Source organism: Streptomyces sp. NPDC005784 (assembly GCF_042871525.1).
GTDB lineage: Bacteria > Actinomycetota > Actinomycetes > Streptomycetales > Streptomycetaceae > Streptomyces.
The window spans coordinates 183,197-206,845 of record NZ_JBIAIQ010000003.1; the positions used below are offsets into that span (position 1 = coordinate 183,197).

Sequence of the window (23,649 nt, forward strand, 5' to 3'; positions counted from 1 at the left end):
ACGAACGTCAGGCGAGCTTCGCCGACAGGGTGATCGTCGTGCCGGTCAGGGCCTGGCTGACCGGGCAGTTCTTCTTGGCGTCCTCGGCCGCGGCGACGAAGGCGTCGTTGTCGATGCCCGGAACCGTGCCCTCGACGGTGAGGTGGATGCCGGTGATGCCCTCGCCGGGCTGGAAGGTGACGTCGGCGTTGGTGAGGAGCTTGGTGGGCGGGGTGCCGGCACCCGCGAGGGCGTGCGACAGCGCCATCGAGAAGCAGCTGGAGTGGGCGGCCGCGATCAGTTCCTCGGGGCTGGTTTTGCCGTTCGCGTCCTGGGCCCGCGACGCCCACGTCACCGGCTGCTGGCCGATGCCGGAGGAGTCGAAGGTGACGACGCCGTTGCCCTCGAGCAGGTTGCCTTCCCACACGGTGTGTGCGGTGCGCGTGGTTGCCACGATGATTCCTTTCGGGTGTGGTCCCGTTGCCGGGGTCCGTGTCCCCCATCCGATCACACCTGGGCCCGGTGCACCCCGCGGATCGGGCGGCGACCTGCCGGGGCGTGTCCGTGATTTTCCCCGACGAGGCCCGGGGAGAGGCCTGCTGACGCACCGTGGACGGGGTGTCAGGTCACCCGGAAGACCGGTCCCCGCGCGGTGAACGGGAGCCGCGCGCTCCGCGGGATCAGGTAGGCGTGCTCGCGTCGCACCCGCAGAACGTCGCAGTATCCGTCCGTGATCACCAGGACGGGCGCGCCCGGCGGGGAGTCGTCGGCGCGGTGCAGCAGGTCGATGCCCGGCTGCAGCACGGTGCCGCCGCCACCGGGCCACCGGGCCACCGGGCCACCGGGCCACCGGGCCACCGGGGAGGGTCCCGCTCAGGCGGCCTGCTCGTCCGGGCGGGCCGGCAGCGGTACTTGAGGGCCGTCGCACTCGCGCAGCCAGCGTCGCAGCACGTCGTGCACCCGCTCCGCGCCGACGAGTTCAGCGTCCGCGCCGACGAGTTCAGTGTCCGAGTCGGCGAGTTCGGTGTCCGTGCCGGCGAGTTCGGTGTCCGTGCCGGCGAGTTCGGTGTCCGTGCCGGCGAGTTCGGTGTCCGTGCCGACCGGTGTGGACAGGGCCACCGGGGAGAGCAGGAAGGGCCGCCCCTGGGCGCCGCCGAGCCCGCCGTGCGAGCCGATCTGCTCCTCGAAGGCGAGGACTTCGCCCTCGGCGGGGTCGTACCAGGAGTTGACCATGATGTCCGCGGCGTGCAGGAAGGAGTGCGTGCGCCGCACGGCGTCGGCGGCGCCGGGGCCGAAGTCGGCCAGTGGGCCCGGGTGTTCGTCGTCGAGGCGGTCCACCGGCACCTCGACGCCGTGCGCGCCGAGCACGAGGCCGCCGTGCCCCTCGCTGCGGACCAGGAGGAAGCCGACGCCGGGGTGGTTGGCGAGCGTGGACAGCAGCGCGGGATGGCGGCGGTCGATCTCCTCCCGGCTCATCCGGTGCGGCACGTCGGGGAAGGAGACGAGACCGAGGTTGCCGGAGGCCAGGACGAGGGGCTCGGAGCGGCGCCCCGACGGTCCGCGCCGCTCCTCGCGCTCCTCGACCGGCCTGCGCAGCGCGGCTCGTACGGCGGTCCGTGCCTCGGCACCGCTGTGGGTGTGCCGGGCTCTGCGGGGCACGGGCAGCCCGCAGCCGGCTCGCACCAGATTGCCGAGGCTGAGGCCGTAGCGGGTGAGGAAGGTTTCCCCAGGGCTCTGACCGTGGTCGGAGAGCACGACGATCCGGTACGGCCGCGGGGCGTGCTCGGCGACCTTCTCGATCAGCGCGAGCGACCGGTCGAGCCGCTCCAGGATCTTCTCGGCGTCCCGGCTCCGCGGCCCGGAGTGGTGTGCCACTTCGTCGTACGCCACCAGGTCCGCGTAGACCGCGTTGCGCCCGGCGAGCATGTCGCCGATCACCGCGGCGACCACGACGTCCCGCTCGACGACGGTCGCGAAGGCGCGGATGAACGGGTACAGCCCGCCGCGTTTGACCCGGGGCCGTCGCTGCTCGATCCGGGCCCAAATGGACTGGCCCGTCTCCCTGAAGACCTCGGCGACGAACGACATCGCCGTACGGACGGCGTTGGCGGGGTCGGAGAAGTACGCGAAGTAGCCCGCCCGTGAGCGGTTGTCCCGCCCCCTGCGCGCGGCCACGGACAGCACGAGGGCGAGCTCGTCGGCGCCGCCGCTGAAGAGGTTGCCGCGGCTCGCGCCGTCGACGGTGAGCAGTCCGCCGTCACCGGTGCGCGCGACGGCCCGGCGCTGCAGTTCCGCAGCGCTGGTCGGCCGGTTGCAGACCATGACCTCCTGCGTGTCCTTCTCGTACCACCGGAAGGCCGGGACGTCGTGGTTGGTGCCGTGCAGGATGCCCAGCTGGCTGGCGCCGGTCTGACTGGACCAGTCGGTGCGCCACGGGGTGAGCCGGTGGGTGGAACGGGTACCGCCCAGCCATCGGGCCGCGGTCGGCATCAGCCCCTTGCCGATCGCCTCCCTCAGCACGTCGTGTCCGACCCCGTCGAGCTGGAGGAAGACGGCACCGTGCGTCGAGGGACCGGGCTGCCCGCCGGAGCGCCGGCGGCGGCGGTCGGCGAGCCGGTAGAGCCGGCGACGGTACGCGTCGTCGTCCCGCACGGCGAGGGCGCCGCCGGTGGCCGAGGCGACGGCGGACATCACGGCGGCCACGACCACGGCGGTCTCGGGGGCCGCCTCACCGTGCCCGGAGGGGTTGAGCCGCAGGGCGATCAGCAGCAGCGAGCCGTTCAGGAAGAAGACGAGCAGGCCGAGCACCAGGGCGGGGACGAGCAGCAGGGCCCGTACGAGGAGAGGCCACACCAGCGACGACAGAAGGCCGAAGACGCCCGCGCCGGCCGCCGCGGTGACGGCGATCCGGGTCGCACTGTCCCCGCTGTCCGACTGCAGCCGGAAATCGGGCAGCAGACCGGCGAGGACGAGCATCGTGACCGTGGACACGGCCCACACCGTGATACTCCGCCCCGCCGCGCCGGCGACGCGCCGCCAACGTCCTCCGTCCACGCCCAGTCCACCTCACGTCCCGGCCCGCCCGGTCCGCGCGGCCTGCTCCCACCCTGTCACAACGGCCGGAGATCCCCAGAAGTCCCCAAAAGCCGCGGGGAGTCCCCCGGGGGGCTTCCCTTGAGGCTTCCGTGAGTGCTTCCTCGGGGCTTCCCCCGGGTGCCTCCCCGGGGGAGAGATCAACGGCCGTCGTAGCCGGCCGTCGGCATCGACAGGCGGCGGTGGACCCTGGCCTTCATCTGGGCGTCGTACGACGGTTCGGCGGTGCCCACCGTCTCGACGCGTACGCCGCGGCGTACGCACTCGGCGGTGAACTCCTCGACCGAGGCGAGGGCGCGCTCCAGCACCCGGCGGCTGGGCGCGACGAACAGATCCACGAGGCCGGCCTCGACGTCCGCCCACAGGCTGCGGTGGTCGGGGCGCAGAGCGCGCACGAGAAGTTCCCGGGTGACGACGTAGCCGTGCTCGGCGGCCCAGCGGGCGCACATCGCGTGCTGGCTGCGGGAGTCGACGAGGAAGGGGTCCGCTTCGAGTTCCTCCAGAGGTGTCAGGCTCGCGATCGCCATGACGCGAAGCGACGGGGGCCGCGGCGCGGGGCCGCTCCACTCGTGCGAGCGCTTGAGGGCGTGCGTGGCGGAGGCAGCGCGTGCGTCTCTCATGGCGTCCCCCCTCACCTCCGGGTTTCGCCGCAGACCCTACTCCTGCCCGTAGGCTCGGGGGGAGTCGTGCGAAGGAGGCAAAGAGGTGCCGGTGGAGATCACCTGGTGGGGGCACGCCACCTGCACGCTGGAGGACTCCGGTACACGCGTGCTCACCGATCCCCTCTTCGCGCGCCGGCTCGCACACCTGCGGCGCAGGCGCGGGGCGCCGCCCCCTCCCCCGGCGGCGGTCGCCGACGTGGCACTCGTCTCCCATCTGCACGCCGACCATCTGCATCTGCCGTCGCTGGCGCGGCTGGCTCCGGGCACCCGACTGCTCGTGCCGCGGGGCGCCCCGCGCTCGGTGCCCGGACTGCGCAGGCTGGTCCATCTGCGGCTCACCGAGGTCGCGCCCGGTGATCGCACCCGGGTCGGTGACCTGGTCGTACGCACGGTTCCCGCGCGGCACGACGGACGGCGGCTGCCGATCGGACCGCACCGCTCCCCCGCCGTGGGGTACGTGGTCGAGGGCGAGGCGCGGACGTACTTCGCCGGGGACACGGGACTGTTCGCGTCGATGGCCGAAGAGGTCGGAGCGGTCGACGTGGCACTGCTGCCGGTGGGCGGCTGGGGTCCGTATCTCGGGGAGGGGCATCTCGACGCGGGCCGCGCCGCCGAGGCGCTCGCCGCGTTGCGGCCGCGCAGCGCTGTGCCGGTGCACTACGGCACGTTCTGGCCCATCGGGATGGATGCCGTGCGCCCCCATGAATTCCATGCGCCGGGTGAGGAGTTCGTGCGCCTGGCCGCCGAGCGTGCGCCCCAGGTGGCGGTGCACCTGCTGGGGCACGGCGAGAGCGTACGTCCGGAGGCCGCTCGGTGATCCACTGGTCCGCCGCGGGGGCGGCGGTCCCCTCGCTCCTCCAGTCGGTCGAGGGCTCCGCTCCAGTGATGTTCCTGGCCGCCACGGCCCCGGCCGTGCCGCCGGAGTCCACTCAGCAGGCCATCGGGTATCCGTCCCTGTTCCTGCTGGTGCTGATCGGTGCGCTGGTACCGGTGGTTCCGACGGGTGCGCTGGTCAGTTCGGCGGCGGTGGTGGCCTTCCATCAGACGTCGACGTCGCCCTTCGCGCTGCTGATGGTGTTCCTCGTGTCCTCGGTCGCCGCGTTCCTCGGCGACATATCGCTGTACTGGCTGGGCCGGCGCGGCATGGGCTCCAAGAACGGGTCACGCTGGCTGGAGGCGATCCGGGAGCGCGCGCCCGAGGACCGGCTCGCCCGGGCGCAGCAAAAGCTCGCCGAGCACGGCATCGCGGTCCTCGTCCTGTCCCGCCTCGTTCCGGCGGGCCGCATTCCGGTGATGCTGGCCTGTCTGATGGCGAAGATGCCGATGCGCGTCTTCGCCCGCGGAGACATCCCGGCATGTCTCGCGTGGGCGGCCACCTACCAGATCATCGGCATCCTCGGCGGCTCGCTCTTCCCCGAGCCGTGGGAGGGCGTGGTGGCGGCGGTGGCCCTGACCCTCGCGATCAGCGCGGCGCCGAGTGTCTGGCGCAGGTTCCGCAGGACATCGTCGTAGGGACGCGGTCACTCCAGTACCCGGGAGCCTCCCACCGCCAGGTCCCACAGGTTCTCCCGGGCCAGGCCCGCCCGCTCCCAGGCGGCCCGCACCCGCCGCAGGGGCTCGAGCACCGGTTCCGCCGAGAGCACGAACGTGCCCCAGTGCATCGGCGCCATCCGCCGCGCGCGGAGGTCGACGGCCGCCCGCACCGCCTCTTCCGGGTCGCAGTGCACATCACTCAGCCACCACCGGGGGTCGTACGCCCCGATGGGCAGGAGGGCGAGGTCGATCCCCGGGTGGCGCTGCCCGATGCCGCCGAACCAGTGGCCGTATCCGGTGTCGCCCGCGAAGTACACGCGCTGTCCCTCGGGCGCCGTGAGAACCCAGCCGCCCCACAGGGAACGACAGGTGTCGGTGAGGGTGCGCTTGGACCAGTGGTGGGCGGGGACGAAGTCGAGTCGGACGCCGCCGAGTTGGGCCGCCTCCCACCAGTCCAGCTCGGTGATCCGGGTGAACCGGCGGCGTCTGAACCAGCGTCCGAGTCCCGCGGGTACGAACACCGGTGTGTCGCGCGGGAGTCGGCGCAGCGTCGGTGCGTCCAGATGGTCGTAGTGGTTGTGGCTGATGACGACCGCGTCGACACGCGGCAGCACGCTCCAGGCCACGCCGACCGGGGTGACGCGGGCCGGAGTTCCCATGATCCTGCGGGACCAGACCGGGTCGGTGAGGACGGTCAGCCCGCCGATCCGGATCACCCAACTCGCGTGCCCCGCCCACGAGACGGCGACCGTACGGGCGTCCACGCGGGGCAGCGGTCCCGGCTCGAAGGGCAGCAGCGGGATGTCGGCGAGCCCTTCGGCGCCCGGCCGCAGGGCGCCCTCACGGGCGAACCGTGCGAAGGCTCGGAGCCCAGGCAGCGGCGCGGTCAGCCGGTCCACGAAGGACCGCGGCCAGACACGCCGCTCGCCGAGCGGGCGGGGCTCGGCGAGGGGAGGAGGAGAGGGAGGGAGGACGGTGGGGTGCCCCGGCGCCGACGCCGGGGCAGGTGGGGGCGCGGGATCGTCGGTGTCCTGGGTCGTCGTGCTCGTGGTCGACTCGGACTGCTGCGTCATCGAGGAGACTCCCGTCGCTGAGCGTCGTCGCGGAGATCGTCGAAGGCCGACCCCAACAGGGTCAACGCGCTGCGCACATGCGGCAGTTCAAGTGGCGACGGGGAGGTGAGCGATTCCTCCCGCTCCGCGTCAGTCGAGCCGAGCAGCGCCCCGGTGCCGAGGCGCACCCGGAGCGCGGCGAGGTCGTCGCCGAAGCGGTGTCCGCCCGGCGCGGGCATGCCGAGCCGGGCGGAGAGGTAGTCCTCCAGGTCCTGGGCGTCGCCGACGCCGTGCGCGCCGAGGGCGGAGCGGAGCGGGCCGAGGTCGACGTACAGGTGCCGGCCGGCCTGCGGGGGGCGCGCGACGGCACCCGCGGTGCCCACCGCGCGCTGCGCGGCATCGGCGACGCGCGCGTGCAGACGTACGGCGGCGGTGAGCCGTTCGGTGATCGCGGCGGGCTCGCCGAGCGCGTACGCGGCCGCCGCGGCGACCGGTTCGGCGACGCGCGCGCCGAGTGCGGTGAGCACGTCGAGGACACGCGAACGCAGCAGAGCACCCGCGTCGTTGTCGGGGAAGCGGGCGACGGCGGCCGGCCAGCCCTGCGGCAGGAAGGCGCCCGCGAGGTCGGTGATCACGGTGACGTCGTCGGGGAGCATCTCGGCGGGGCTGAGCAGCACGGTGTCGTGCGGCCGGTGCAGGGTGTCGCGCCAGGTCTCGTCGCTGACGATGTGCAGTCCCTCGCCCGCCGCGGCCTCCACGGCCTCGTGCACCACCTCGGGCGGTGCGACGGTGGCGGTCGGGTCGTCGGCCACGGACAGCAGGAGCAGGCGCGGGTCGCCGCCCTCCGCGCGGACCCTGCGGACGGTCTCCAGGAGGGCGTACGGATCGGGGACGCCACCGCATTCGGCGGGCGTCGCCACATGGAACACGGATCTGCCCAGCAGGCGTGCCTGCGGCGCCCACCAGGCGGCACACGGGCGGGGCGCGAGGACATCGCCGCCGAGTGCCGCGGTCAGCGCCACCAGCAGTGCGGGGGCTCCGGGGGCAGCCACCACCCGATCGGGTGAGGCGGGCAGTCCGCGCCGGGTCCAGTAGCCGCGGGCGGCGTCGAGGAGCGCGGGGCCGCCGCCGAAGAACTCGGCGTCGGAGCGGTCCGCGGCGGCGGCCAGCGCGGAGCGGAGTTCCGGCAGCACGGGCAGGCCCTGGTCCGGCAGCGGCGGCCCGTACCGGACCGGTCCATGGCCTTCCGGGGCCGTCCGCCGCATACCTGCCTCCGTACCGTGGGTACCGCCGTTCCCTATTCCGGAGCCTGCTCGTCCGTACGGTTCCGGGTGCCTTCGTCCCCTCGTACAGCTCACCTCGCGCGACTCGCCGGCTCGCGCCGTGGGCCGCTCAGTACGCAGAGGCATACCGTCCCATGAATGCTCTCGCGAGGTCTCTCGTGAGGTCTCTCGGAAATGGGCTCGGGAGGTGTCTCGTGAGCGCTCTCGGGAGAGTGCCCGTCACATCGTCACCTGCCGCGCCGCCGACCGTCACGTGCCTCCCCCCTCTACGCCCGCCGCCGGCGCACCCGATTCAGCCGGTTCAGCCGGTTCAGCCGGTTCAGCCGGTTCAGCCGGTACGCGGCCGCGCCCACGGCCCCTGCGATCAGCACGCTGCCGGCGATCAGAGCCGGCACAGAGTCGGTGAACACACCGCCCTCACCGGCTTGCACGCCACCCTGGACGGTCGGCGGACGCTCACCGGAGCCCGTGCCCGTGCCGCGGTCGGAGCCGGTCCCGCTGTCGGGGCCGCGCGTCGCCGTGGCACCCCGGGCCACGGAGTACGAGGCGGTCCACTGTTTCCCCTGACCGCCGGCCGGCGCGGGACAGACGCCGTCCACGTTCCATGGCCCGTCGGCGCCACCGGAATCCGGGCCCACCTTGTCGGGGCCCGCCGTGTCGGGAACCGCGGTGTCGGGAGCCGCGGTGTCGGGACCCACGGAATCCGGGCCCACCGTGTCGGGACCTACCGTGTCCGGCCCCACGTCATCCGGGCCAACGGTGTCCGGACCGACGGTCTCCGGACCCACGGCGTCGGGGGTCAGCGGGTCGGGGACCACAGGGTCGCCGGCGACGGGAGCGGGTGCCAGGGCATCGGGCGCGACGGTGTCCGCGCTCCTGGGGGCGGGGCTCACCGCTTCCGCGCTCGCGGCGTCGGGATTCTTCGCGTCGGAGGCGCCCGACGTGCCGGGACCCGTCGTACCGGGGCTCACTCCGGCGGATCCGCGCCCCGCGTCGGACCCCGCCGTGCCGGAGTCCGAGGCCGTGTCGGGGGCCGCGCCGGACTCGCCGGACGAAATGTGGGCGGTCCCTCTGTAGGAGGCGGCGTCGGCGGCGCTGGAGTCGGTGCCCTCGACGCGGTGCAGCTGGACCTTGCCCTCCTGGAAACCCTGGGAGCTGGCGTCGATGAAGTCGGGCGGGGTCCCCCCGACAGTGTCGCAGTTGACCGTGATGGTGACGGTGCCGCCGGGTTCGACGGATCCCGGGCTGACCTCCGCGGCCGGATCCGCGGACGCGCCCGACGCGGCGGCGCCCAGGGCGGCGCCGGCCAGGGCGGTGGCGTACAGGACACGGGCGGTACGGCGCATGAGCGGGGCTCCTTCGGCGGGCTGCGGTCCGAGAGCCACGGCCGTCGTGTCCCTCGGGCCCATCAGAGCCCGCCGTCCCGCCGGGCGCGAACGGCCGGGCACCATTCGCGGGAAAACAGGGGCCCGAGCGGGTGACATCGGGGCGGGGCAGCGACGGGCCCCTGCGTACGGCGCGGCACCCGCCGCCCCGTACAAGACCCACCCCCACCCCCTGCCCGTACGACATCCGGCGCCGCGGCCCGTACGACAGCCGCCCCCGCGGCCGTACGACACCCACTGCCGCAGTCCGTACGCCACCCACCGCCCGCCAGGCGTCAGGCGTCAGGCGTCAGGCGTCAGGCGTCAGGCGGCCTGGACGACACCAGGTGCTTCTCCAGTCCGTGTCCCCGCTTGTCCACGACGGCCGCGGCGACGTCGGACAGTCTGCGGTTGGTGCCCTGGGAGATGCGGCGCAGGACCGCGAAGGCCCGGTCCGCGTCACAGCCCAGGACGTGCATCAGCATGCCGCAGGCCTGGTCCACGACGGGTCGGGAGCGCAGCGCGGCACCCAACTGGTCGAGCTCGGTGAGTGCGGCGCGGTAGGAACGGTCGCGGACCAGGCAGGTCGCGGTCTGATCGCCGAGCGCGCGGGCGGCGCCGTGCGGGGCTCCTTCGAGGGTGCCGGGCCGGAAGCTGTAGAGGCTGAGGGTGACGGTCAGCCCGGAGCGGCGAAAGGGGATGGTCACGCTGGAGCGCACCCCCGCGTCGAGGGCCATGGCCCGGTAGCCGGGCCAGCGCTCCTCGACCAGCAGGTCCGCCGAGTCGACGGGTTCGCCGCGTTCCAGAGCGGCCGGGATCGGCCCGTCGCCGGAGCGCAGTTGTACCGAGACGAGTCCGGCGAGGTCGGGGTGGGTCACCGCGGCGGGCCGCTCCGTGCCGCCCTCGGACACCAGGCTGCTGGCGCCGCAGCAGTCGGTGACGCAGCGCGTGGCCTGCTCGGCGAGTTCCGAGAGCCTCCTCCCGGGAAGCGCCGACTCGGGTGATTCCGGTCCCAGAAGGCCGAGTTGATCGGTTTCCGGCATGACTCGCTCCTCCTCCCTTCTTCCCGCCTTCCCACCTTCCCGCTCATCCGTGCCGAAAACGAACACGCCCGCCCAGGCCGGAATCAAGTGCCCTCACCTGCGCCGGACAAGTCCCGCGGGTTCCACCCCCGCCGCCCGCGGCACGCCCCTGCCGCGTTACGTTCATCGCATGGCGCAGACGGACGAATTCGGTGAAGAACTCGCGGATTTCGTGCGCCGCGTCTCGGAGTTGAAGGCGGCGCGTTCCGTGCCCGCCCAGGAACTGCCGACGGTGCTCGACGCGGCGATCTTCGAACTCGACCATGTGGCGGAGCAGTTGTGGCCGGCGTTCCAGCGTCTTTCGGCGGCCGGTCCCTCCGGGATCGGCTCCGTGGACCGCCAGGAGCAGCAGCTCCTGAAGGCGCTGTTCCAGCGGGTGCCGGCGCCGGTCGTGCTGGTGGACCGCGAGAGTGTGGTGCGCCGGATGAACTTCGCGGCGACCTCCTTCACCGGTGTCCGGGCCGGTTACGCCACCGGCCGGCCGCTGACCGGGTTCCTCGCGCACGCCGACCGGGCCGCGTTCCGCTCCCAGGCGGCGGCGGTGGCCCGCGGCGAGGGCGACCGCGGGCTCACCGTGCATCTCCAGCAGGAGCCGTCGGTGCCCGTGCGGGCGACGCTCGTCGCGCTGCGGCCCAGCGGGGAGCCGCGGACCGCCGTACTCGTCGTGCTCCAGCCGGTGGACGAGGGGAATCCTTCGCACTCCCCGGATGCCTCGGGGCGAGGTGCGCCGGGGCGAGCGGTGCCCAGCCTGTCCGCGACCACCCGGCACGCGGCACTGATGGATCTGGTGGACGTCATGACCACGGCGCTGCTCGGGAGTCCGGGCGGGGACCGTTCGGCGGTGCTGGACCGGGCGGCCGGAGTGCTGCACGGGCGGTTCGCGGACTGGGTGGTGGCCGACACCGGGGACGGGCGGCTGTCCCGTACGGCCGTGCTCGGCCCGTCCGGGTGCGGCGAGGAGGTGGCGGCCGTGGCCGCGCAGGATCCCGCCGCGTGCCCCGTCGTCGCCGAGGCGGTACGCGGCGGGTCCACGGCTCTTCAGGTGCGTCCCGAGGACCCGGACGCCTTCGGCCGTGACGCCTCGGGCGCCCCGGTCCTCGTCCGCGCCAACGTGACGTCCTTGCTGTGTGTGCCGCTGCCCGGCGCATCCGGTTCCGTACGCGGGGTGTTGACGCTGTTCAGGAGCGGGAGCCGACCCGCCTTCTCGATGGCCGAGGCGCAGGCGATGGACCTGATGTCCCGTCACATCGCCCTGAGGCTGGCATGGTCGGACTGAGCCGACCCCTCCCGCGGCCTCCCCGGACGACAGCCTCTAGGCCGCGTCGCGCATGATCTGGTCGCGCAGCTGGGTGCAGCAGCGGCTGATGAGGCGGGAGACGTGCATCTGGGAGATGCCCAGCTCGTCGGCGATCCGGCTCTGGGTCATGTCGCTGAAGAACCGCATGTAGAGGATGGCGCGTTCGCGTTCGGGCAGGGCCTGGAGCCGGGGCTTGACGGCCTCGCGGTCGATGACGGTGTCGAGGGCCGGATCGGGCGAACCGAGGGCATCGCTGAGGGAGTAGCCGTCCTCGCTGCCCGGCAGTTCGGCGTCCAGGGAGAGCGCGGTGAAGCTCTCCAGGGCCTCCAGACCCGCCAGGACGTCCTCCTCGCTCATCCGGGCGTGCTCGGCGATCTCGGCGACGGTGGGCCTACGGCCGGAGATGGTCTGCGACAGGTCCTGGCTGGCGAACCGGACCCGGTTGCGCAGGTCCTGGACCCGGCGCGGCACGTGCAGGGTCCACATGTGGTCGCGGAAATGACGCTTGATCTCGCCGGTGATCGTCGGCACCGCGTAGCTCTCGAAGGCGTTGCCGAGCTCGGGGTCGTAGCGGTCGACGGCCTTGACCAGGCCGAGCGCCGCGACCTGGCGCAGGTCCTCGTAGTTCTCGCCGCGGCTGCGGAAACGGCCCGCGAGCCGATCGGCCATCGGCAGCCAGGACTCCACGATCTCCGCACGGAGAGTGTCGCGCTGCTGACCCGGGGGGAGCCTGGCGAGCCTGCGGAATGCCTCCGCGGTGTCGGGGGCGTCGTCGTGCGGATGGTGCGTCGCGCTCGCTTGAGTTCGCATGATGCGTCGCAACTCCCTTGATGGTGCCGTGTCATGGACAGTCATCGTGGGAACGCACCCGTACGCCGGACGGGTACACCCATGGCGCGGATAGCCGCTCCCACGGACGTGCCTCCTGTCCGAAGCACTGCAACAGCGTCTGCCCCACGCCATGCGGGACAAACACCTTCCTATTCTCACCCACGCCGGGCCGCCCGTCTTCCCGGGGGCGGGGGCTGCGTCCTCCCGGGGGCTGGGACGGCTGTGCCGCCATCACCTGGCCGTCACTGACGGCGGCGGCCTACTCACAGCGGGTGCGCGTGCCGGTCCGGGTGGCGCGCATTCTCAGGGCCGGCGCCCGACCAGGCAGAGCAGTTTCGTCTGGACGTCGGCTCCGGGCGGTGGCTCCTCCGGGGCCGCGAAGAGTCCGCTCCTCTCGAGTTCCGCCGCGTGCGGGGTGACCTCCCGGACCGCGAAGGTCAGCAGGTCTTCGGGGAGTTGTTCGTCGGCGCCGATGGCACGGGACAGGTCCCAGGTGTGGACCGTCAGGTCGGTGACCAGCTGCGCGCAGTAGTCGCCCGCCTGCATGTCACCGAAGGAGAGATGGACCGTGCGGTCGAACGCGCCGGGCTCGGCGAACACGGCGCGGGAGGCGTCGGCCACGGTGTCCCAGGCGGCGACCGGGTCCGCGCCGAGCAGGTCGCCCTCCAGGCTGTCGCCGACCGAGTCGACGGTGGCGCCGTCCCGGACCAGCGCGGGCACCCACGCCTGCTCGGAGACGAGGTGGCCGACGAGGTCGCGCACGCTCCAGGCGGTGCACGGCGTGGGGGCGTCCCACTGGCTGTCGCGGATCGCGTGGACGCGGTGGCCGAAGAGCTCCAGGGCCGCCGCCTGCCGGGTCAGGATCGGGTTCAATTCGGTCATGCCGGCGGCACCCCCGCGGGTCCGCGCTCCCGGGCGCCGTCACGGGTACGGCCCGCCGAGACGGGCCGGCGCGGGTGGCGGCGCAGATACTCGCCCTCCAGCTGGGCCATGCGCACGTTGTGGGTGTGCAGCGCGTCGTTCGAACCGTGCAGCAGCGTGTCGTGGCGGGTGCGGTGGATGGCCTCCAGCTCTTTCATCAGCTGCTGGTCGTCCAGCCGGTCCGGGTCGACTCCGGTCATGGTGCTACCCCGCTCGTCGTGGCCGTCGGTGCGGTCCGGGCACCCGCCCCGGGCAGACACTGCCCCGAGCGGCGTCCGGGAGGGAGCCATGGATCGAGACCTACTCCCCCCACTCTACGAACATCCGGGGTGCCGGGCCTCCCCGGGACGAGCTCGGCTGCCCGCCCCCCCGACGGGGCTCCCGCGCAAGAACCCGCCGTTCCGGTCCGCCTACCGGGCCCGTTCCACGCGCCGCTCGTCCCACACCGGTTCCTGTGTCTCCCGGACGCGGCCGTCCGAGCCGAAGACCAGGTAGCGGTCGAAGGAGCGGGCGAACCAGCGGTCGTGGGTGACCGACAGGACCGTCCCCTCGTACGCCTCAAGACCCTCCTGAAGGGCCTCCGCGGACTCCAGGTCGAGGTTGTCGGTCGGCTCGTCCAGCAGCAGGGCCGTCGAGCCCTCCAGTTCCAGGAGCAGGATCTGGAAACGCGCCTGCTGGCCGCCCGAGAGCTTCTCGAAGCGCTGCTCGGCCTGCGCGGTCAGCTCATAGCGGCGCAGCCGGGACATCGCGGCTCCGCGGTCCTGGGAGTGTTCGGTCCACAGGATGTCGAGGAGCGTGCGGCCCTCCAGTTCCGGGTGGGCATGTGTCTGCGCGAAGTGGCCGGCCACCACGCGGGCGCCGAGCTTCCACTCGCCGGTGTGCGCGACGTCGCCGCCCGCGAGCAGCCGCAGGAAGTGCGACTTCCCCGAGCCGTTGGAGCCGAGGACGGCGACCCGCTCGCCGTAGTAGATCTCCAGGTCGAAGGGTTTCATCAGGCCGGTGAGCTCAAGTCCCTTGCAGGTCACGGCCCGCACTCCGGTCCGCCCGCCGTGCAGCCGCATCCTGATGTCCTGCTCGCGCGGCGGCTCCGGAGGCGGTCCGGCCTCCTCGAACTTCCTCAGCCGGGTCTGCGCCGCCGCGTAGCGGGACGCCAACTCATGGCTGATGGAGGCCGCCTGACGGAGATTCAGCACCAGTTTCTTGAGCTGTGCGTGCTTCTCGTCCCAGCGCCTGCGCAGTTCCTCGAAGCGCGCGAACCGCTCCTTCCTGGCCTCGTGATACGTGGCGAAGCCGCCGCCGTGCACCCAGGCGTCCGCGCCGGTCGGGCTGGGCTCGACGCTGATGATCTTCTGGGCGGCGCGGGAGAGGAGCTCGCGGTCGTGGGAGACGAACAGCACGGTCTTGCGGGTCTCCTTGAGCCGCTCCTCGAGCCAGCGCTTCCCGGGCACGTCGAGATAGTTGTCCGGCTCGTCGAGCAGCAGCACCTCGTCGGTGCCGCGCAGCAGCGCCTCGAGCACCAGGCGCTTCTGCTCGCCCCCGGACAGGGTCCGGACCAGCCGCCACTGCGCCTTCTCGTAGGGGACGCCGAGGGCGGCCGTCGTGCAGATGTCCCAGAGGGTCTCGGACTCGTATCCGCGGACCTCGGCCCAGTCGGACAGCGCCTGCGCGTAGCGCAGCTGCGCCGCCTCGTCGTCCACGGTCATCATCGCGTGCTCGGCGTCGTCCACGGCCTTCGCCGCCTCGCGGATCCGGGGCGGGGCCACGGAGACGAGCAGCTCCCGCACGGTCGTCTCGTCGCGTACGGAGCCCACGAACTGCCGCATGACCCCGAGCCCGCCGCCCACGTTGACGGTCCCCCCGTGGGGCTTGAGCTCCCCCGAGATCAGCCGCAGCAGGGTCGTCTTCCCGGCGCCGTTGGGCCCCACCAGGGCGACGACGGCCCCTTCCCCCACCCGAAACGACACATCGCCGAGCAGCGCCCTCCCATCGGGAAGGTAGTACTCAAGATGTGCGGCTTCGAGATGTCCCATGGGCAGGCATTCTCCGGGGAGCGGGGGTGCGGGGCAAACGCGTATGCGACGCGGGGCCCGGCGCCGGGGCGGGAACCGTCCGATCCGGGGTAGACGGACCCGCATGACACCGACCCCAGATGTCGACCTCACCGCCCTGGTACCGGGCCGCCACGTCCTTCGGGACCGCCTCCTCTCCGTGGACTGCCGGCTGTTCGAGGCGGTCGCCGCGCGGCACTGGCCGGGCGCCGACCCCGTGCTGCCACGGCTCAGCCGGGGCGCAAACCACGGTGTCCTGTGGTTCGCCACGGCCGCCGCCGTGGCGGCGAGCCGCACCCCGCGGGCCCGCCGGGCCGCCGTACGGGGTGTCGCCTCGCTCGCGCTCGCCTCCGCCACCATCAACACCCTCGGCAAGCGCTCGGTGCGCCGCACCCGCCCCGGGCTGGACCCTGTCCCCCTCGTCCGGCAGCTGAAGCGGCAGCCGATCACCACGTCGTTCCCGTCGGGGCACGCCGCCTCCGCCGCCGCCTTCGCGGCGGGGGTGGCGCTGGAGTCCCGCGGCTGGGGCGCGGCCGTCGCCCCGCTCGCCGCCGCGGTCGCGCTGTCCCGCGTCTACACCGGCGTCCACTTCCCGAGCGATGTCCTGGCGGGTGCGGCCCTGGGCGTCGGCGCCGCGTACGCCGTGCGCGGACTGGTGCCCACCCGGGACCAGGTGACCCCGCCCGGCCGTCCGCGCACCGACGCGCCCGCGCTGGTTGAGGGCGAGGGCCTGGTCATGGTGGCCAACACGGGCTCGGGCACCCCGGAGCGGGTCGGCGCGCTGGCCGGAGCGCTGCCGCGCGCGGAGATCATGGAATGCGAACCCTCCGACATACAGGAGGAGTTGGAGAAGGCGGCGGCCCGCGCCCGGGTACTGGGCGTGTGCGGCGGCGACGGCACGGTGAACGCCGCGGCCGAGGTCGCCCTGCGCCACGGCATCCCCCTTGCCGTCCTGCCGGGCGGCACGCTCAACCATTTCGCCCACGACCTCGGCGTGGAGGGCGAACGCGACCTGGTGCGCGCTCTCCAGGAGGGCGGGGCGGTCCAGGTGGACGTGGGCCGGTGGGCCTCCGGCGGCAAGGAGGGCATCTTCCTCAACACCTGCAGCCTGGGCATCTATCCGGAGTTGGTGCGCGAGCGGGAGAACTGGTCCAAGGCGATCGGCAGTTGGCCTGCGGGCGTGCTGGGCGCTTTGCGCGTGCTGCGCGCCGACCATCACCCGCTGCGGGCCGAACTGGGTGGCCGTACGCACCCGTTGTGGCTGCTGTTCGCCGGCAACGGCACCTACCACCGGATGGGGCTGGCGCCCGCCCGCCGTTTCGACCTCGCGGACGGGCGGCTCGACGTACGGGTCGTGCACGGCGGCCGCCATCCCGCGGTGCGGCTGCTGGCCGCGGCCTTCGCGGGCCCGCTCACGCGCTCCCCGGCCCACGCGGCCGTACGGGTGGGCCGTCTGCGCGTCGAGGGCGTCGCGCCCGGCACGCTGCTCGCCTACGACGGTGAAGTCACCGAGGTGAGCGGTGAGGTGACACTGCGCAAGAGCCCCGAGGCGCTGACCGTCTACCGCCCGCTTCCCGCGCACTGACGCCGTCCGAGCACGCATGCACCGACGCCGCCCGCGCCCAATTGCGCTCAAGCTGTCGACACACCGATGCACTCAAGCCGTGCACCCACGCACTCGGCGACAACCCCTGGCTCCATCGGGTCCCCCGTAGGCACAACACCCCGCCACCGCTGTCCACATGGCAAGATACGAGTCTCATTATTCGACATGAGCGCGTACGGTGATGCCATTACCTCAGGGAGTGCGCACACGCCTCACAGAGGCCCGTACGACGAGAAGGGGAACGGTCATGCCGAAGTCGCGGGAGACCGCCGTCTACACCCACGGCCACCACGAGTCGGTGATGCGCTCGCACACCTGGCGCACCGCCGCCAACTCTGCGGCGTACCTGCTCGACTCGCTGAAGCCGCACATGAAGATCCTCGACATCGGCTGCGGACCGGGCACCATCACCGCCGACCTGGCGGAACGGGTGCCGGACGGCCAGGTCACCGGCGTCGACCAGGCGTCCGGCGTCCTGGACCAGGCACGCCAGGTTGCGGCCGAACGCGGCCTGCGCAACGTCGAGTTCGCGGTCGCCGACGTTCACGCGCTGGAGTACCCGGACGACACGTTCTGCGTGGTCCACGCCCACCAGGTGCTCCAGCACGTGGGCGATCCGGTACAGGCGCTGCGCGAGATGTACCGGGTCACCAAGCCCGGCGGGTTCATCGCCGCCCGCGATGCGGACTACTCGTCCATGACCTGGTATCCGTCGACGGCGGGCATGGACGACTGGCTGGACCTGTACCTGCGGGTCGCCCGCGCCAACGGGGGCGAGCCCGATGCGGGCCGGCGTCTCAAATCATGGGCACTGGCCGCCGGGATCCGGGACATCACGGCCACGTCGAGCACCTGGACCTTCGCCACCGAGGACGAGCGGGAGTGGTGGAGCGGCCTGTGGGCGGACCGCACGCTGGCCTCGGCGTACGCGGAGCGCGCGACGGAGGGGGGCCACGCGACCACGGAGGGACTGCGGGCGGTGTCGGACGCCTGGCGGCAGTGGGGGCGTCAGGAGGACGGCTGGTTCTCCGTACTGCACGGGGAAATTCTCTGCCGAAAGGAGGCCTGATCCCGCGATATCGGGAAACACGGAATGCAGGAGGTCAACACTATGGTTCCCATCCTGCTCGTTCTGTTGCTGGCGCTGGTTCTCTTCGGTGCGGGATTCGCACTGAAGATTCTGTGGTGGATAGCGTTGGTCGTCATCGTCCTGTGGCTGCTCGGATTCCTGGTGCGTGGCACGAGTGCCTCCGGAGGCAGGGGCCGCTGGTACAGGTGGTAGGCCTTCGTACGCGATAGACCCGGCCCGAGGTCCAGGATGGTTCTGGACCTGGGGCCGCGCTTCGCACCGCTCACCCTGTGAGGGACACGGTCACGACGCCTTCCTCGTAAAGGCCGTGACACCCGTGAAGCCGGTGAGGCCCGTGGAACCCGTGAAGGAGTAAGCCGCCCACGGCCCCGTGAGCTCCACTCGCACCCCCGGCTCGTCGCGCGCGCTTCCGTTCACCCGCTCCACGAATTCCTCCGATTTCGCGCGCGGCACGAGATAGGCGGCATCGAGGACCTCGGTGCCCGCCACTTCGGAAGGTGCGGATTCCGGATTCGGCAGGGTGCGCAGCCGGGTTTCCCCGGCACACCGGGAAAGGGTGCCGTGCAATCGGCGCGTGAATTCGTCCGCGCGTTCCAGGGTTTTCCCGGAAGTCCCGGAAGTCCCGAAGTTACCGTTGGTTTCGGAGGTCCCGGAGGTTTCGGAAGTCCCGGAATCCCCGACGGTTTCGGTGTTTTCGGCGTACACCTTCACGTCCCATTCCACCTGCCCGTCGAGGCGGTCGAGGGTCCGCAGGAAATCCTCCCTGCGTTCCTTCATCATCACGCGTACGCCGCTGTCGTCCCGGAGCACGGTGGCGAGCCGGAGCGGCAGCGGGCTGGTGACGGCGGTGAGCGCGTCGATGACGCCCTGATGGGCGCGAGCCGTCGCCTCCAGCCACTGGACGTCCTCCAGCCGTCGGCGCAGCGGCTCGGCGGCGAATTCCCGCTCCGGGACCGAGCCGACCACGGCGATCAGGTCGCCGTGCCGCAGCAGCTTGGGCGGGACGCCCGCGACCCCGGCCAGCTCGGCCGACAGCGCCGCCGCGAAGGGGCGGCAGATCGCGTAGACGTAGCGCAAAGCGCTCATAGGTCTCCTCCCGCGGTTCCCCTCGCCCCCGCTCCGCGAACCGGTCGGCGGAGCGTGGGGCCGGGCTCGCCCCGTCCGCCGGGCCGGACAGCCGGCCCGCGCCGTCGGCGTACTGACCATGGTGCCCTTCTGTCTCCGGTCAGCGCACCACGACCGTCTCCACCAGCAGCCGGGCCGCCGCCGCGATCGACTCGGCGTCGATGCCCGCGGCGTGCAGCTGCTCGGCCGGGCTCGCGGAGCCGGGCATCCCACGGACGGCGAGGCGCACGAGGCGGGGCACGGGACGGCCGTCCGTGAAGGCGTCGAGCACCGCGTCCCCGATCCCGCCCTCCTCCCGGTGGTCCTCGACGGTGACCAGGCAGCCGGTCTCCTCGGCGGCCTCGCGCAGGGTCGCGCGGTCCACGGGCTTCACCGAGTAGAGGTCGATCACACGGGTCTGGATGCCCGCCCGGTCGAGTGTCTCCGCGGCGGCCAAGGCCTCATGGACGGTGACGCCCGCGGCCACCAGCGTCAGCCGGTCCCCGGCGGAGGCACGCAGCACCTTGCTGCCGCCGACCGGGAACTCCTCGGTGGCGCTGTAGATGACGGGGCTCTCACCGCGTGAGGTGCGCAGATAGCGGATGCCCTCCAGGTCCGCCATCGTGGCGACCAGCTTCGCGGTCTGGTTGGCGTCGCACGGGTACAACACGGTCGAGCCGTACACCGCCCGGAACATCGCCAGGTCCTCCAGGCCCATCTGGGAGGGCCCGTCGCGGCCGATGGAGACGCCGCAGTGCGAGCCGACGAGGTTGATGCCGGAGCCGCTGATGGAGGCCATCCGCACGAAGTCGTGGGCGCGGGTGAGGAAGGCCGCGAACGTCGAGGCGTACGGGACCCAGCCCCGCGCGGCCATGCCGACCGCTGCGGCGACCAGTTGCTGCTCGGCGATGTAGCACTCGAAGAAGCGGTCGGGGTGTTCCTTGGCGAAGAACTCCGTGCGCGTCGAGTCGCCGACCTCGCCGTCCAGGGCGACGACGTCGCCGCGGGCGGTACCGAGCGCGGCGAGGGCCTGTCCGAAGGCGTCCCGGGTGGCGATCTCGTCGCCGGTGTCGTACCGCGGCAGGTCGAGGTGTCCGGACCGTACGGCGTGCAGCGTCCTCGCGACGGGGGGTTGCCGGACCTCCACTCGCCGGTCGTGCACACCGCCGAGTTCGGCGATCGCCTGATCGGCGTCCGGCAGCGGTTTGCCGTGCAGGCCCTCGCGGTCCTGGACCGATGCCACGCCCTTGCCCTTGAGGGTACGGGCGAGGACCACGGTGGGCCTGCCGCTGGTGGACTCCGCCTCGGCGAAGGCGGTGTCGATCGCGTCCACGTCGTGGCCGTCGACCTCGACGGCGTGCCAGCCGAACGCCCGGAACCGGCGCGCGTAGGCGTCCAGGTCGTGCCCGTGCCGGGTCGGCCCGCGCTGGCCCAGGCGGTTGACGTCGACGATCAGGGTGAGGTTGTCGAGGTGTTCGTACCCGGCGTGCTCGGCGGCCTCCCACACGGATCCCTCGGCGAGTTCGCTGTCACCGCACAGCACCCAGATCCGGTATCCGGTGCGGTCGAGGCGCTTGCCGGCGAGCGCGATGCCGACGCCGACGGGCAGTCCCTGGCCGAGCGATCCGGTGGCGGTCTCGACCCAGGGCAGCTGCCGGGGCGTCGGATGCCCTTCGAGGCGGCTGCCCGCCTTGCGGAAGGTGAGCAGTTCGGCCTCGCTCACGGCACCGGCCGCCTTGTACGCGGCGTACAGCAGGGGTGAGGCGTGGCCCTTGGAGAGGACGAAACGGTCGTTGCCGGGGTGCTGAGGGCGTTCGAAGTCGTAGCGCAGACGGTTGGCCAGCAGGACCGCCATCAGGTCGGCGGCGGACATCGACGATGTCGGATGCCCGGAGCCCGCGGCGTCGGCGGCTCGAACGCTGTCGACGCGCAACTGCTGGGCCAGATCTATGAGTTGGCGGGTGTTCATGACGCTCCTTCCGAGCGGCTCACGGCTCCTGGACTGCTCGGGCGCGCACCGTCCGAGCCCGGTGCGTCCGATGCGTCACGCGCTGCGGGCACCGCGGGCGCTTCCGCGGCCGCAGGGGCTCCGGGTGCTCCAGAAGCTCCGGGTGCTTCAGGCGCTCCCCCCGCCGCGGGTGCTCCCGCCACCCGCGCCAACTCGGGCGAGGCCGTGTCGAGCGGTACCGACCACGAGCGGACCAGGCCCAACTGCACAGCCTGGCGCGGCAGTACGGCGTCCAGGAGCCAGTCGGCCGCGACCCGGACCCGGTTGGCGGGCATGGCGGCGAGGTGGTAGCCGCGGGTGACGGCTCCGGCCGCCAGACCCGACAGGGGAATGCCCAGCGGATTGGCCGCGGCCTTGACGCCCCCGAGGTCGACGGTGAAACCCAGGTCACGGTGGCGGTAGGCGCGGCGCTCGCCGATTCCGAGCGAGGCGGCGACATTGCGGCCGGCGATCCTCCCCTGGCGCCAGGCGTGCTGGGCCGTCATCGGCGTGTACTCACCGGGCCTCTCCAGATCGGGCACCGCCGCAGCGTCCCCGCAGGCGAACACCTCTGGATGGCTCGGCACTTGGAGATGCGGATCGACGAGGAGCCGCCCCCTCTCAAGGGGCCGCCCGAGTCCCTCGACCAGCGGATCGGGCCGTACGCCGACACACCACACCAGCGTCCGGGTTTCGACGAACTCCCCGTCGCTGAGCCGGACTCCGTCGGGAGTGGCCTCCTCGACCGACGTCTTGGTGCGCACGTCGACGCCGCGCTGCCGCAGTACGCGGTCGGCGGTGCGCGAGAGCCTCTCGTCCAGCTCGGGCAGCACACGCGGGGCGACATCGAGCAGCAGCCAGCGCGGTCGGGTTCCTTCACGCAGTGGCCGCTTGCGCACCAGCGCGTCGGTGAACAGCTTTCCCTGGGCGGCGACTTCGGTCCCGGTGTACCCGGCGCCGACGACCACGAAGGTGCGGCGCGCGGCGCGGCTCTTCGGGTCGTCCGACGCGGCGCCGAGTTCGATCTGCCGGGTCACGTGGTCCCGTAGATACAGCGCTTCCGGCAGCCCGCGGAAGCCGTGCGCGTGCTCGGCGACACCGGGTACGGGCAGCAGTTTGTTCACGCTGCCGACGGCGAGGACGAGACGGTCGTACGTCAGCGTGCCGCTGTCGCCCTCCGGGCCGCTGTAGCGCACGGTCCGCGCTTCGAGGTCGATCCCGTCGGACTGCGCCTCACCGAGCACGAGACGTACGTGGGGCAGCGTGCCGGAGAGCGAGACGGTGACGCGGCGTGGCTCCAGGACACCGGCGGCGACCTGCGGCAGCAGCGGCAGATACAGGAAGTAGTCGGTCGGGTTCAGCAGGGTGATGTCGGCTTCGTGCCGGACCAGCCGCGACAGGACGCGGGCCGTCCGGTACCCGGCGAAGCCGGCACCGACGATCAGAATGCGGGGTCGACTCACGGTGCTCCTCTGACGGAATCGCTCGTCGTACGGGGGCTTTCCGCGTATCCCTGACCGAGGTGCCCAAACATGGGCACCTCCGACTTTTCGCAGGCTTCGAAGGGGCCCAGGTCATCGCGCCCGGCGGAGCCATGCCTCGGGGTCGTCGGAGAGGCCCGTACCTGTGCCCGTGCCGCGGACATCGGGCGTCCCGGACCGGATCGGCGGATACGGCAGGCCCATGCCGCCGGGCGGGAAGGCGGGCGGGCTGCCGCCGACGACCCGGCCGGGCGGCGCGAGCTCGTGCGCGTGTCGGGTCGTGGGCCGGGGCGCGGACGGCCGGGCCATGCCCCGCAGCACGTGGGCGACGGCCCCGAGCACCGCGGCGGCGATCAGTGCGGCGGCCCATCCGGGCAGCACCGACGCGAGCGCCAGTCCGAGGGCGAGGACGAGGGCGGCACCGGAGTACAGCGCGGCGGCCCCCGAAGCGGCGTACAACGCGGCCGTCCGGCGCTTTTTGCCCGTCTGTTCGCGCAGCTCGTCCCTGATGGTCTGGCGGGCCACCATGGTGAGTTCGTCGACGAGTTCCCTGTCCAGATGCTCCAGATGTTCCAGGTGCTCGATGCGCTTCATGGTGTGCGGGTACCCGGCCGACCGGACCCGTAACGGGAAGGCCCCGGGCGCCCGACGATCACCAGTCGGCGACCCGCGACCGGTGACCGGGTGACCGGCGACCAGCTTCCAGCTACCAGCTACCAGCTACCAGCTACCAGCTACCAGCTACCAGCCGAAACGATCTCCTGCTCCGCCCGCCCCAACTAGGCTCGTTCCCATGGAGATTCTGGGAACCACGTTGCGCGTCTGCGTCGACGACCTGGAGACTGCGGTCCCCTTCTACGAACAGCTCGCGGGCAGCAGAGCGCTCCGCTTCGAGCGCGGCGGTGTGTCGGTCGCCGCGATCGGCTGCTTCCTGCTGATGAGCGGGCCCGAGTCCGAACTCGACGTGTTGCGCAAGATCGCCGCGACCATCGCCGTCAAGGACGTCGAGGAGACCGGCCGGGTCCTCACCGGCCTCGGCGCCCGTGTCGTCGCGGGCCCGGTGGAGACACCCGGGGGCCGCAACCTCATCGCCGTGCATCCGGACGGGTCGGTGTACGAGTACGCGGACCGCCGGAGCTGAGACGCGGACGCACCGGACCTGAGACGCGACGGACCTGAGACGCGACAAACCTCAGGTGCCCCACCCCGCCGTGCGGTGGGACACCCGAGGTCGTG

22 protein-coding genes and 1 pseudogene are annotated in these 23,649 nt (G+C 72.6%); 7 read left to right on the forward strand and 16 right to left on the reverse strand.

Annotated elements, in window-relative coordinates:
• Window positions 1-7: 7 nt before the first annotated feature.
• From ACFYR3_RS06275 to ACFYR3_RS06290, 4 genes and pseudogenes are all read right to left on the reverse strand, one after another.
• Window positions 8-433: an OsmC family protein gene (locus tag ACFYR3_RS06275; protein WP_356782022.1), complete on the reverse strand. Its 426-nt coding sequence runs from the start codon at window positions 431-433 to the stop codon at window positions 8-10.
• A 167-nt stretch (window positions 434-600) separates the two neighbouring features.
• Window positions 601-801: pseudogene (locus tag ACFYR3_RS06280) on the reverse strand (hypothetical protein); the annotation flags it as partial.
• Window positions 802-852: 51 nt separating this feature from the next.
• Complete coding sequence (locus tag ACFYR3_RS06285) at window positions 853-2,979, reverse strand: alkaline phosphatase family protein (protein WP_389282021.1); 2,127 nt, start codon at window positions 2,977-2,979, stop codon at window positions 853-855.
• A 233-nt stretch (window positions 2,980-3,212) separates the two neighbouring features.
• Entirely contained in the window at window positions 3,213-3,599 is a 387-nt protein-coding gene (locus ACFYR3_RS06290; RefSeq protein ID WP_355840359.1) for a hypothetical protein, read from the reverse strand.
• A gap of 178 nt (window positions 3,600-3,777) precedes the next feature.
• On the opposite strand from ACFYR3_RS06290, the gene ACFYR3_RS06295 reads away from it, so the two are divergent.
• Window positions 3,778-4,551: an MBL fold metallo-hydrolase gene (locus ACFYR3_RS06295; RefSeq protein WP_355840315.1), complete on the forward strand. Its 774-nt coding sequence runs from the start codon at window positions 3,778-3,780 to the stop codon at window positions 4,549-4,551.
• 68 nt (window positions 4,552-4,619) lie between these two features.
• The gene (locus tag ACFYR3_RS06300) at window positions 4,620-5,246 is read left to right on the forward strand and encodes a VTT domain-containing protein (protein WP_355840358.1); all 627 of its coding nucleotides are present in this window, start codon (window positions 4,620-4,622) and stop codon (window positions 5,244-5,246) included.
• An 8-nt stretch (window positions 5,247-5,254) separates the two neighbouring features.
• On the opposite strand, the gene ACFYR3_RS06305 is transcribed toward ACFYR3_RS06300, so the two are convergent.
• From ACFYR3_RS06305 to ACFYR3_RS06320, 4 genes are all read right to left on the reverse strand, one after another.
• On the reverse strand, window positions 5,255-6,340 hold the full coding sequence (locus ACFYR3_RS06305) for an MBL fold metallo-hydrolase (protein ID WP_389281755.1): 1,086 nt from the start codon (window positions 6,338-6,340) through the stop codon (window positions 5,255-5,257).
• Window positions 6,337-7,584: an aminotransferase class I/II-fold pyridoxal phosphate-dependent enzyme gene (locus tag ACFYR3_RS06310; protein ID WP_355840314.1), complete on the reverse strand. Its 1,248-nt coding sequence runs from the start codon at window positions 7,582-7,584 to the stop codon at window positions 6,337-6,339. The genes ACFYR3_RS06305 and ACFYR3_RS06310 overlap by 4 nt, the downstream gene beginning before the upstream one ends.
• A gap of 284 nt (window positions 7,585-7,868) precedes the next feature.
• Entirely contained in the window at window positions 7,869-8,948 is a 1,080-nt protein-coding gene (locus ACFYR3_RS06315; protein WP_389281757.1) for a hypothetical protein, read from the reverse strand.
• A gap of 335 nt (window positions 8,949-9,283) precedes the next feature.
• A complete protein-coding gene (locus ACFYR3_RS06320) occupies window positions 9,284-10,009 on the reverse strand; it encodes an ANTAR domain-containing response regulator (RefSeq protein ID WP_389281759.1) in 726 nt (241 codons plus the stop codon).
• A 169-nt stretch (window positions 10,010-10,178) separates the two neighbouring features.
• Here ACFYR3_RS06320 and ACFYR3_RS06325 point away from each other — a divergent pair, with 169 nt between their 5' ends.
• Window positions 10,179-11,324, forward strand: coding sequence for a PAS domain-containing protein (locus tag ACFYR3_RS06325; protein WP_389281761.1), 1,146 nt, complete (start codon window positions 10,179-10,181; stop codon window positions 11,322-11,324).
• Between the two features lie 36 nt (window positions 11,325-11,360).
• Here ACFYR3_RS06325 and ACFYR3_RS06330 read toward each other — a convergent pair whose 3' ends face one another.
• The 4 genes from ACFYR3_RS06330 to ACFYR3_RS06345 form a co-directional block, all read right to left on the reverse strand.
• Window positions 11,361-12,155, reverse strand: coding sequence for an RNA polymerase sigma factor SigF (locus ACFYR3_RS06330; RefSeq protein ID WP_355840310.1), 795 nt, complete (start codon window positions 12,153-12,155; stop codon window positions 11,361-11,363).
• A gap of 324 nt (window positions 12,156-12,479) precedes the next feature.
• Window positions 12,480-13,058 (reverse strand): TIGR03086 family metal-binding protein, encoded by a 579-nt coding sequence (locus ACFYR3_RS06335; RefSeq protein ID WP_356782014.1) that lies wholly within the window; start codon window positions 13,056-13,058, stop codon window positions 12,480-12,482.
• Window positions 13,055-13,297, reverse strand: a complete 243-nt coding sequence (locus ACFYR3_RS06340; protein ID WP_261705022.1) for a DUF6158 family protein — start codon at window positions 13,295-13,297, stop codon at window positions 13,055-13,057. The genes ACFYR3_RS06335 and ACFYR3_RS06340 overlap by 4 nt, the downstream gene beginning before the upstream one ends.
• Before the next feature lie 210 nt (window positions 13,298-13,507).
• Complete coding sequence (locus ACFYR3_RS06345) at window positions 13,508-15,127, reverse strand: ABC-F family ATP-binding cassette domain-containing protein (RefSeq protein WP_389281764.1); 1,620 nt, start codon at window positions 15,125-15,127, stop codon at window positions 13,508-13,510.
• Window positions 15,128-15,230: 103 nt separating this feature from the next.
• Between ACFYR3_RS06345 and ACFYR3_RS06350 the strand changes: the two genes are divergently transcribed.
• From ACFYR3_RS06350 to ACFYR3_RS06360, 3 genes are all read left to right on the forward strand, one after another.
• The gene (locus tag ACFYR3_RS06350) at window positions 15,231-16,730 is read left to right on the forward strand and encodes a bifunctional phosphatase PAP2/diacylglycerol kinase family protein (RefSeq protein ID WP_389281766.1); all 1,500 of its coding nucleotides are present in this window, start codon (window positions 15,231-15,233) and stop codon (window positions 16,728-16,730) included.
• A 268-nt stretch (window positions 16,731-16,998) separates the two neighbouring features.
• Entirely contained in the window at window positions 16,999-17,820 is an 822-nt protein-coding gene (locus ACFYR3_RS06355) for a class I SAM-dependent methyltransferase (RefSeq protein WP_389281768.1), read from the forward strand.
• Between the two features lie 42 nt (window positions 17,821-17,862).
• Window positions 17,863-18,033: a hydrophobic protein gene (locus ACFYR3_RS06360; protein WP_261705026.1), complete on the forward strand. Its 171-nt coding sequence runs from the start codon at window positions 17,863-17,865 to the stop codon at window positions 18,031-18,033.
• A 90-nt stretch (window positions 18,034-18,123) separates the two neighbouring features.
• On the opposite strand, the gene ACFYR3_RS06365 is transcribed toward ACFYR3_RS06360, so the two are convergent.
• The 4 genes from ACFYR3_RS06365 to ACFYR3_RS06380 all read right to left on the reverse strand — a co-directional run bounded on the left by ACFYR3_RS06365 (window position 18,124) and on the right by ACFYR3_RS06380 (window position 22,998).
• Window positions 18,124-18,927, reverse strand: a complete 804-nt coding sequence (locus tag ACFYR3_RS06365) for a GvpL/GvpF family gas vesicle protein (RefSeq protein ID WP_389281770.1) — start codon at window positions 18,925-18,927, stop codon at window positions 18,124-18,126.
• A 139-nt stretch (window positions 18,928-19,066) separates the two neighbouring features.
• A complete protein-coding gene (locus ACFYR3_RS06370; RefSeq protein WP_389281772.1) occupies window positions 19,067-20,914 on the reverse strand; it encodes a transketolase in 1,848 nt (615 codons plus the stop codon).
• Window positions 20,911-22,395, reverse strand: a complete 1,485-nt coding sequence (locus tag ACFYR3_RS06375; RefSeq protein ID WP_355840303.1) for an NAD(P)/FAD-dependent oxidoreductase — start codon at window positions 22,393-22,395, stop codon at window positions 20,911-20,913. Before ACFYR3_RS06375 ends, ACFYR3_RS06370 begins: the two co-directional genes overlap by 4 nt.
• Window positions 22,396-22,506: 111 nt before the next feature.
• On the reverse strand, window positions 22,507-22,998 hold the full coding sequence (locus ACFYR3_RS06380; protein WP_389282024.1) for a phage holin family protein: 492 nt from the start codon (window positions 22,996-22,998) through the stop codon (window positions 22,507-22,509).
• Between the two features lie 208 nt (window positions 22,999-23,206).
• Here ACFYR3_RS06380 and ACFYR3_RS06385 point away from each other — a divergent pair, with 208 nt between their 5' ends.
• Window positions 23,207-23,554 (forward strand): VOC family protein, encoded by a 348-nt coding sequence (locus ACFYR3_RS06385; RefSeq protein ID WP_355840301.1) that lies wholly within the window; start codon window positions 23,207-23,209, stop codon window positions 23,552-23,554.
• Window positions 23,555-23,649 lie beyond the last annotated feature (95 nt).

What these genes read in the sequence shown, in the direction of transcription:
- ACFYR3_RS06290 (WP_355840359.1), bottom strand. Translation starts at nt 3,599, where the DNA reads ATGGCGATCGCGAGCCTGACACCTCTGGAGGAACTCGAAGCGGACCCC.
- ACFYR3_RS06300 (WP_355840358.1), top strand. Translation starts at nt 4,620, where the DNA reads ATGTTCCTGGCCGCCACGGCCCCGGCCGTGCCGCCGGAGTCCACTCAG.
- ACFYR3_RS06305 (WP_389281755.1), bottom strand. Translation starts at nt 6,340, where the DNA reads ATGACGCAGCAGTCCGAGTCGACCACGAGCACGACGACCCAGGACACC.
- ACFYR3_RS06310 (WP_355840314.1), bottom strand. Translation starts at nt 7,584, where the DNA reads ATGCGGCGGACGGCCCCGGAAGGCCATGGACCGGTCCGGTACGGGCCG.
- ACFYR3_RS06315 (WP_389281757.1), bottom strand. Translation starts at nt 8,948, where the DNA reads ATGCGCCGTACCGCCCGTGTCCTGTACGCCACCGCCCTGGCCGGCGCC.
- ACFYR3_RS06320 (WP_389281759.1), bottom strand. Translation starts at nt 10,009, where the DNA reads ATGCCGGAAACCGATCAACTCGGCCTTCTGGGACCGGAATCACCCGAG.
- ACFYR3_RS06325 (WP_389281761.1), top strand. Translation starts at nt 10,179, where the DNA reads ATGGCGCAGACGGACGAATTCGGTGAAGAACTCGCGGATTTCGTGCGC.
- ACFYR3_RS06330 (WP_355840310.1), bottom strand. Translation starts at nt 12,155, where the DNA reads ATGCGAACTCAAGCGAGCGCGACGCACCATCCGCACGACGACGCCCCC.
- ACFYR3_RS06335 (WP_356782014.1), bottom strand. Translation starts at nt 13,058, where the DNA reads ATGACCGAATTGAACCCGATCCTGACCCGGCAGGCGGCGGCCCTGGAG.
- ACFYR3_RS06340 (WP_261705022.1), bottom strand. Translation starts at nt 13,297, where the DNA reads ATGACCGGAGTCGACCCGGACCGGCTGGACGACCAGCAGCTGATGAAA.
- ACFYR3_RS06345 (WP_389281764.1), bottom strand. Translation starts at nt 15,127, where the DNA reads ATGGGACATCTCGAAGCCGCACATCTTGAGTACTACCTTCCCGATGGG.
- ACFYR3_RS06350 (WP_389281766.1), top strand. Translation starts at nt 15,231, where the DNA reads ATGACACCGACCCCAGATGTCGACCTCACCGCCCTGGTACCGGGCCGC.
- ACFYR3_RS06355 (WP_389281768.1), top strand. Translation starts at nt 16,999, where the DNA reads ATGCCGAAGTCGCGGGAGACCGCCGTCTACACCCACGGCCACCACGAG.
- ACFYR3_RS06360 (WP_261705026.1), top strand. Translation starts at nt 17,863, where the DNA reads ATGGTTCCCATCCTGCTCGTTCTGTTGCTGGCGCTGGTTCTCTTCGGT.
- ACFYR3_RS06365 (WP_389281770.1), bottom strand. Translation starts at nt 18,927, where the DNA reads ATGAGCGCTTTGCGCTACGTCTACGCGATCTGCCGCCCCTTCGCGGCG.
- ACFYR3_RS06370 (WP_389281772.1), bottom strand. Translation starts at nt 20,914, where the DNA reads ATGAACACCCGCCAACTCATAGATCTGGCCCAGCAGTTGCGCGTCGAC.
- ACFYR3_RS06385 (WP_355840301.1), top strand. Translation starts at nt 23,207, where the DNA reads ATGGAGATTCTGGGAACCACGTTGCGCGTCTGCGTCGACGACCTGGAG.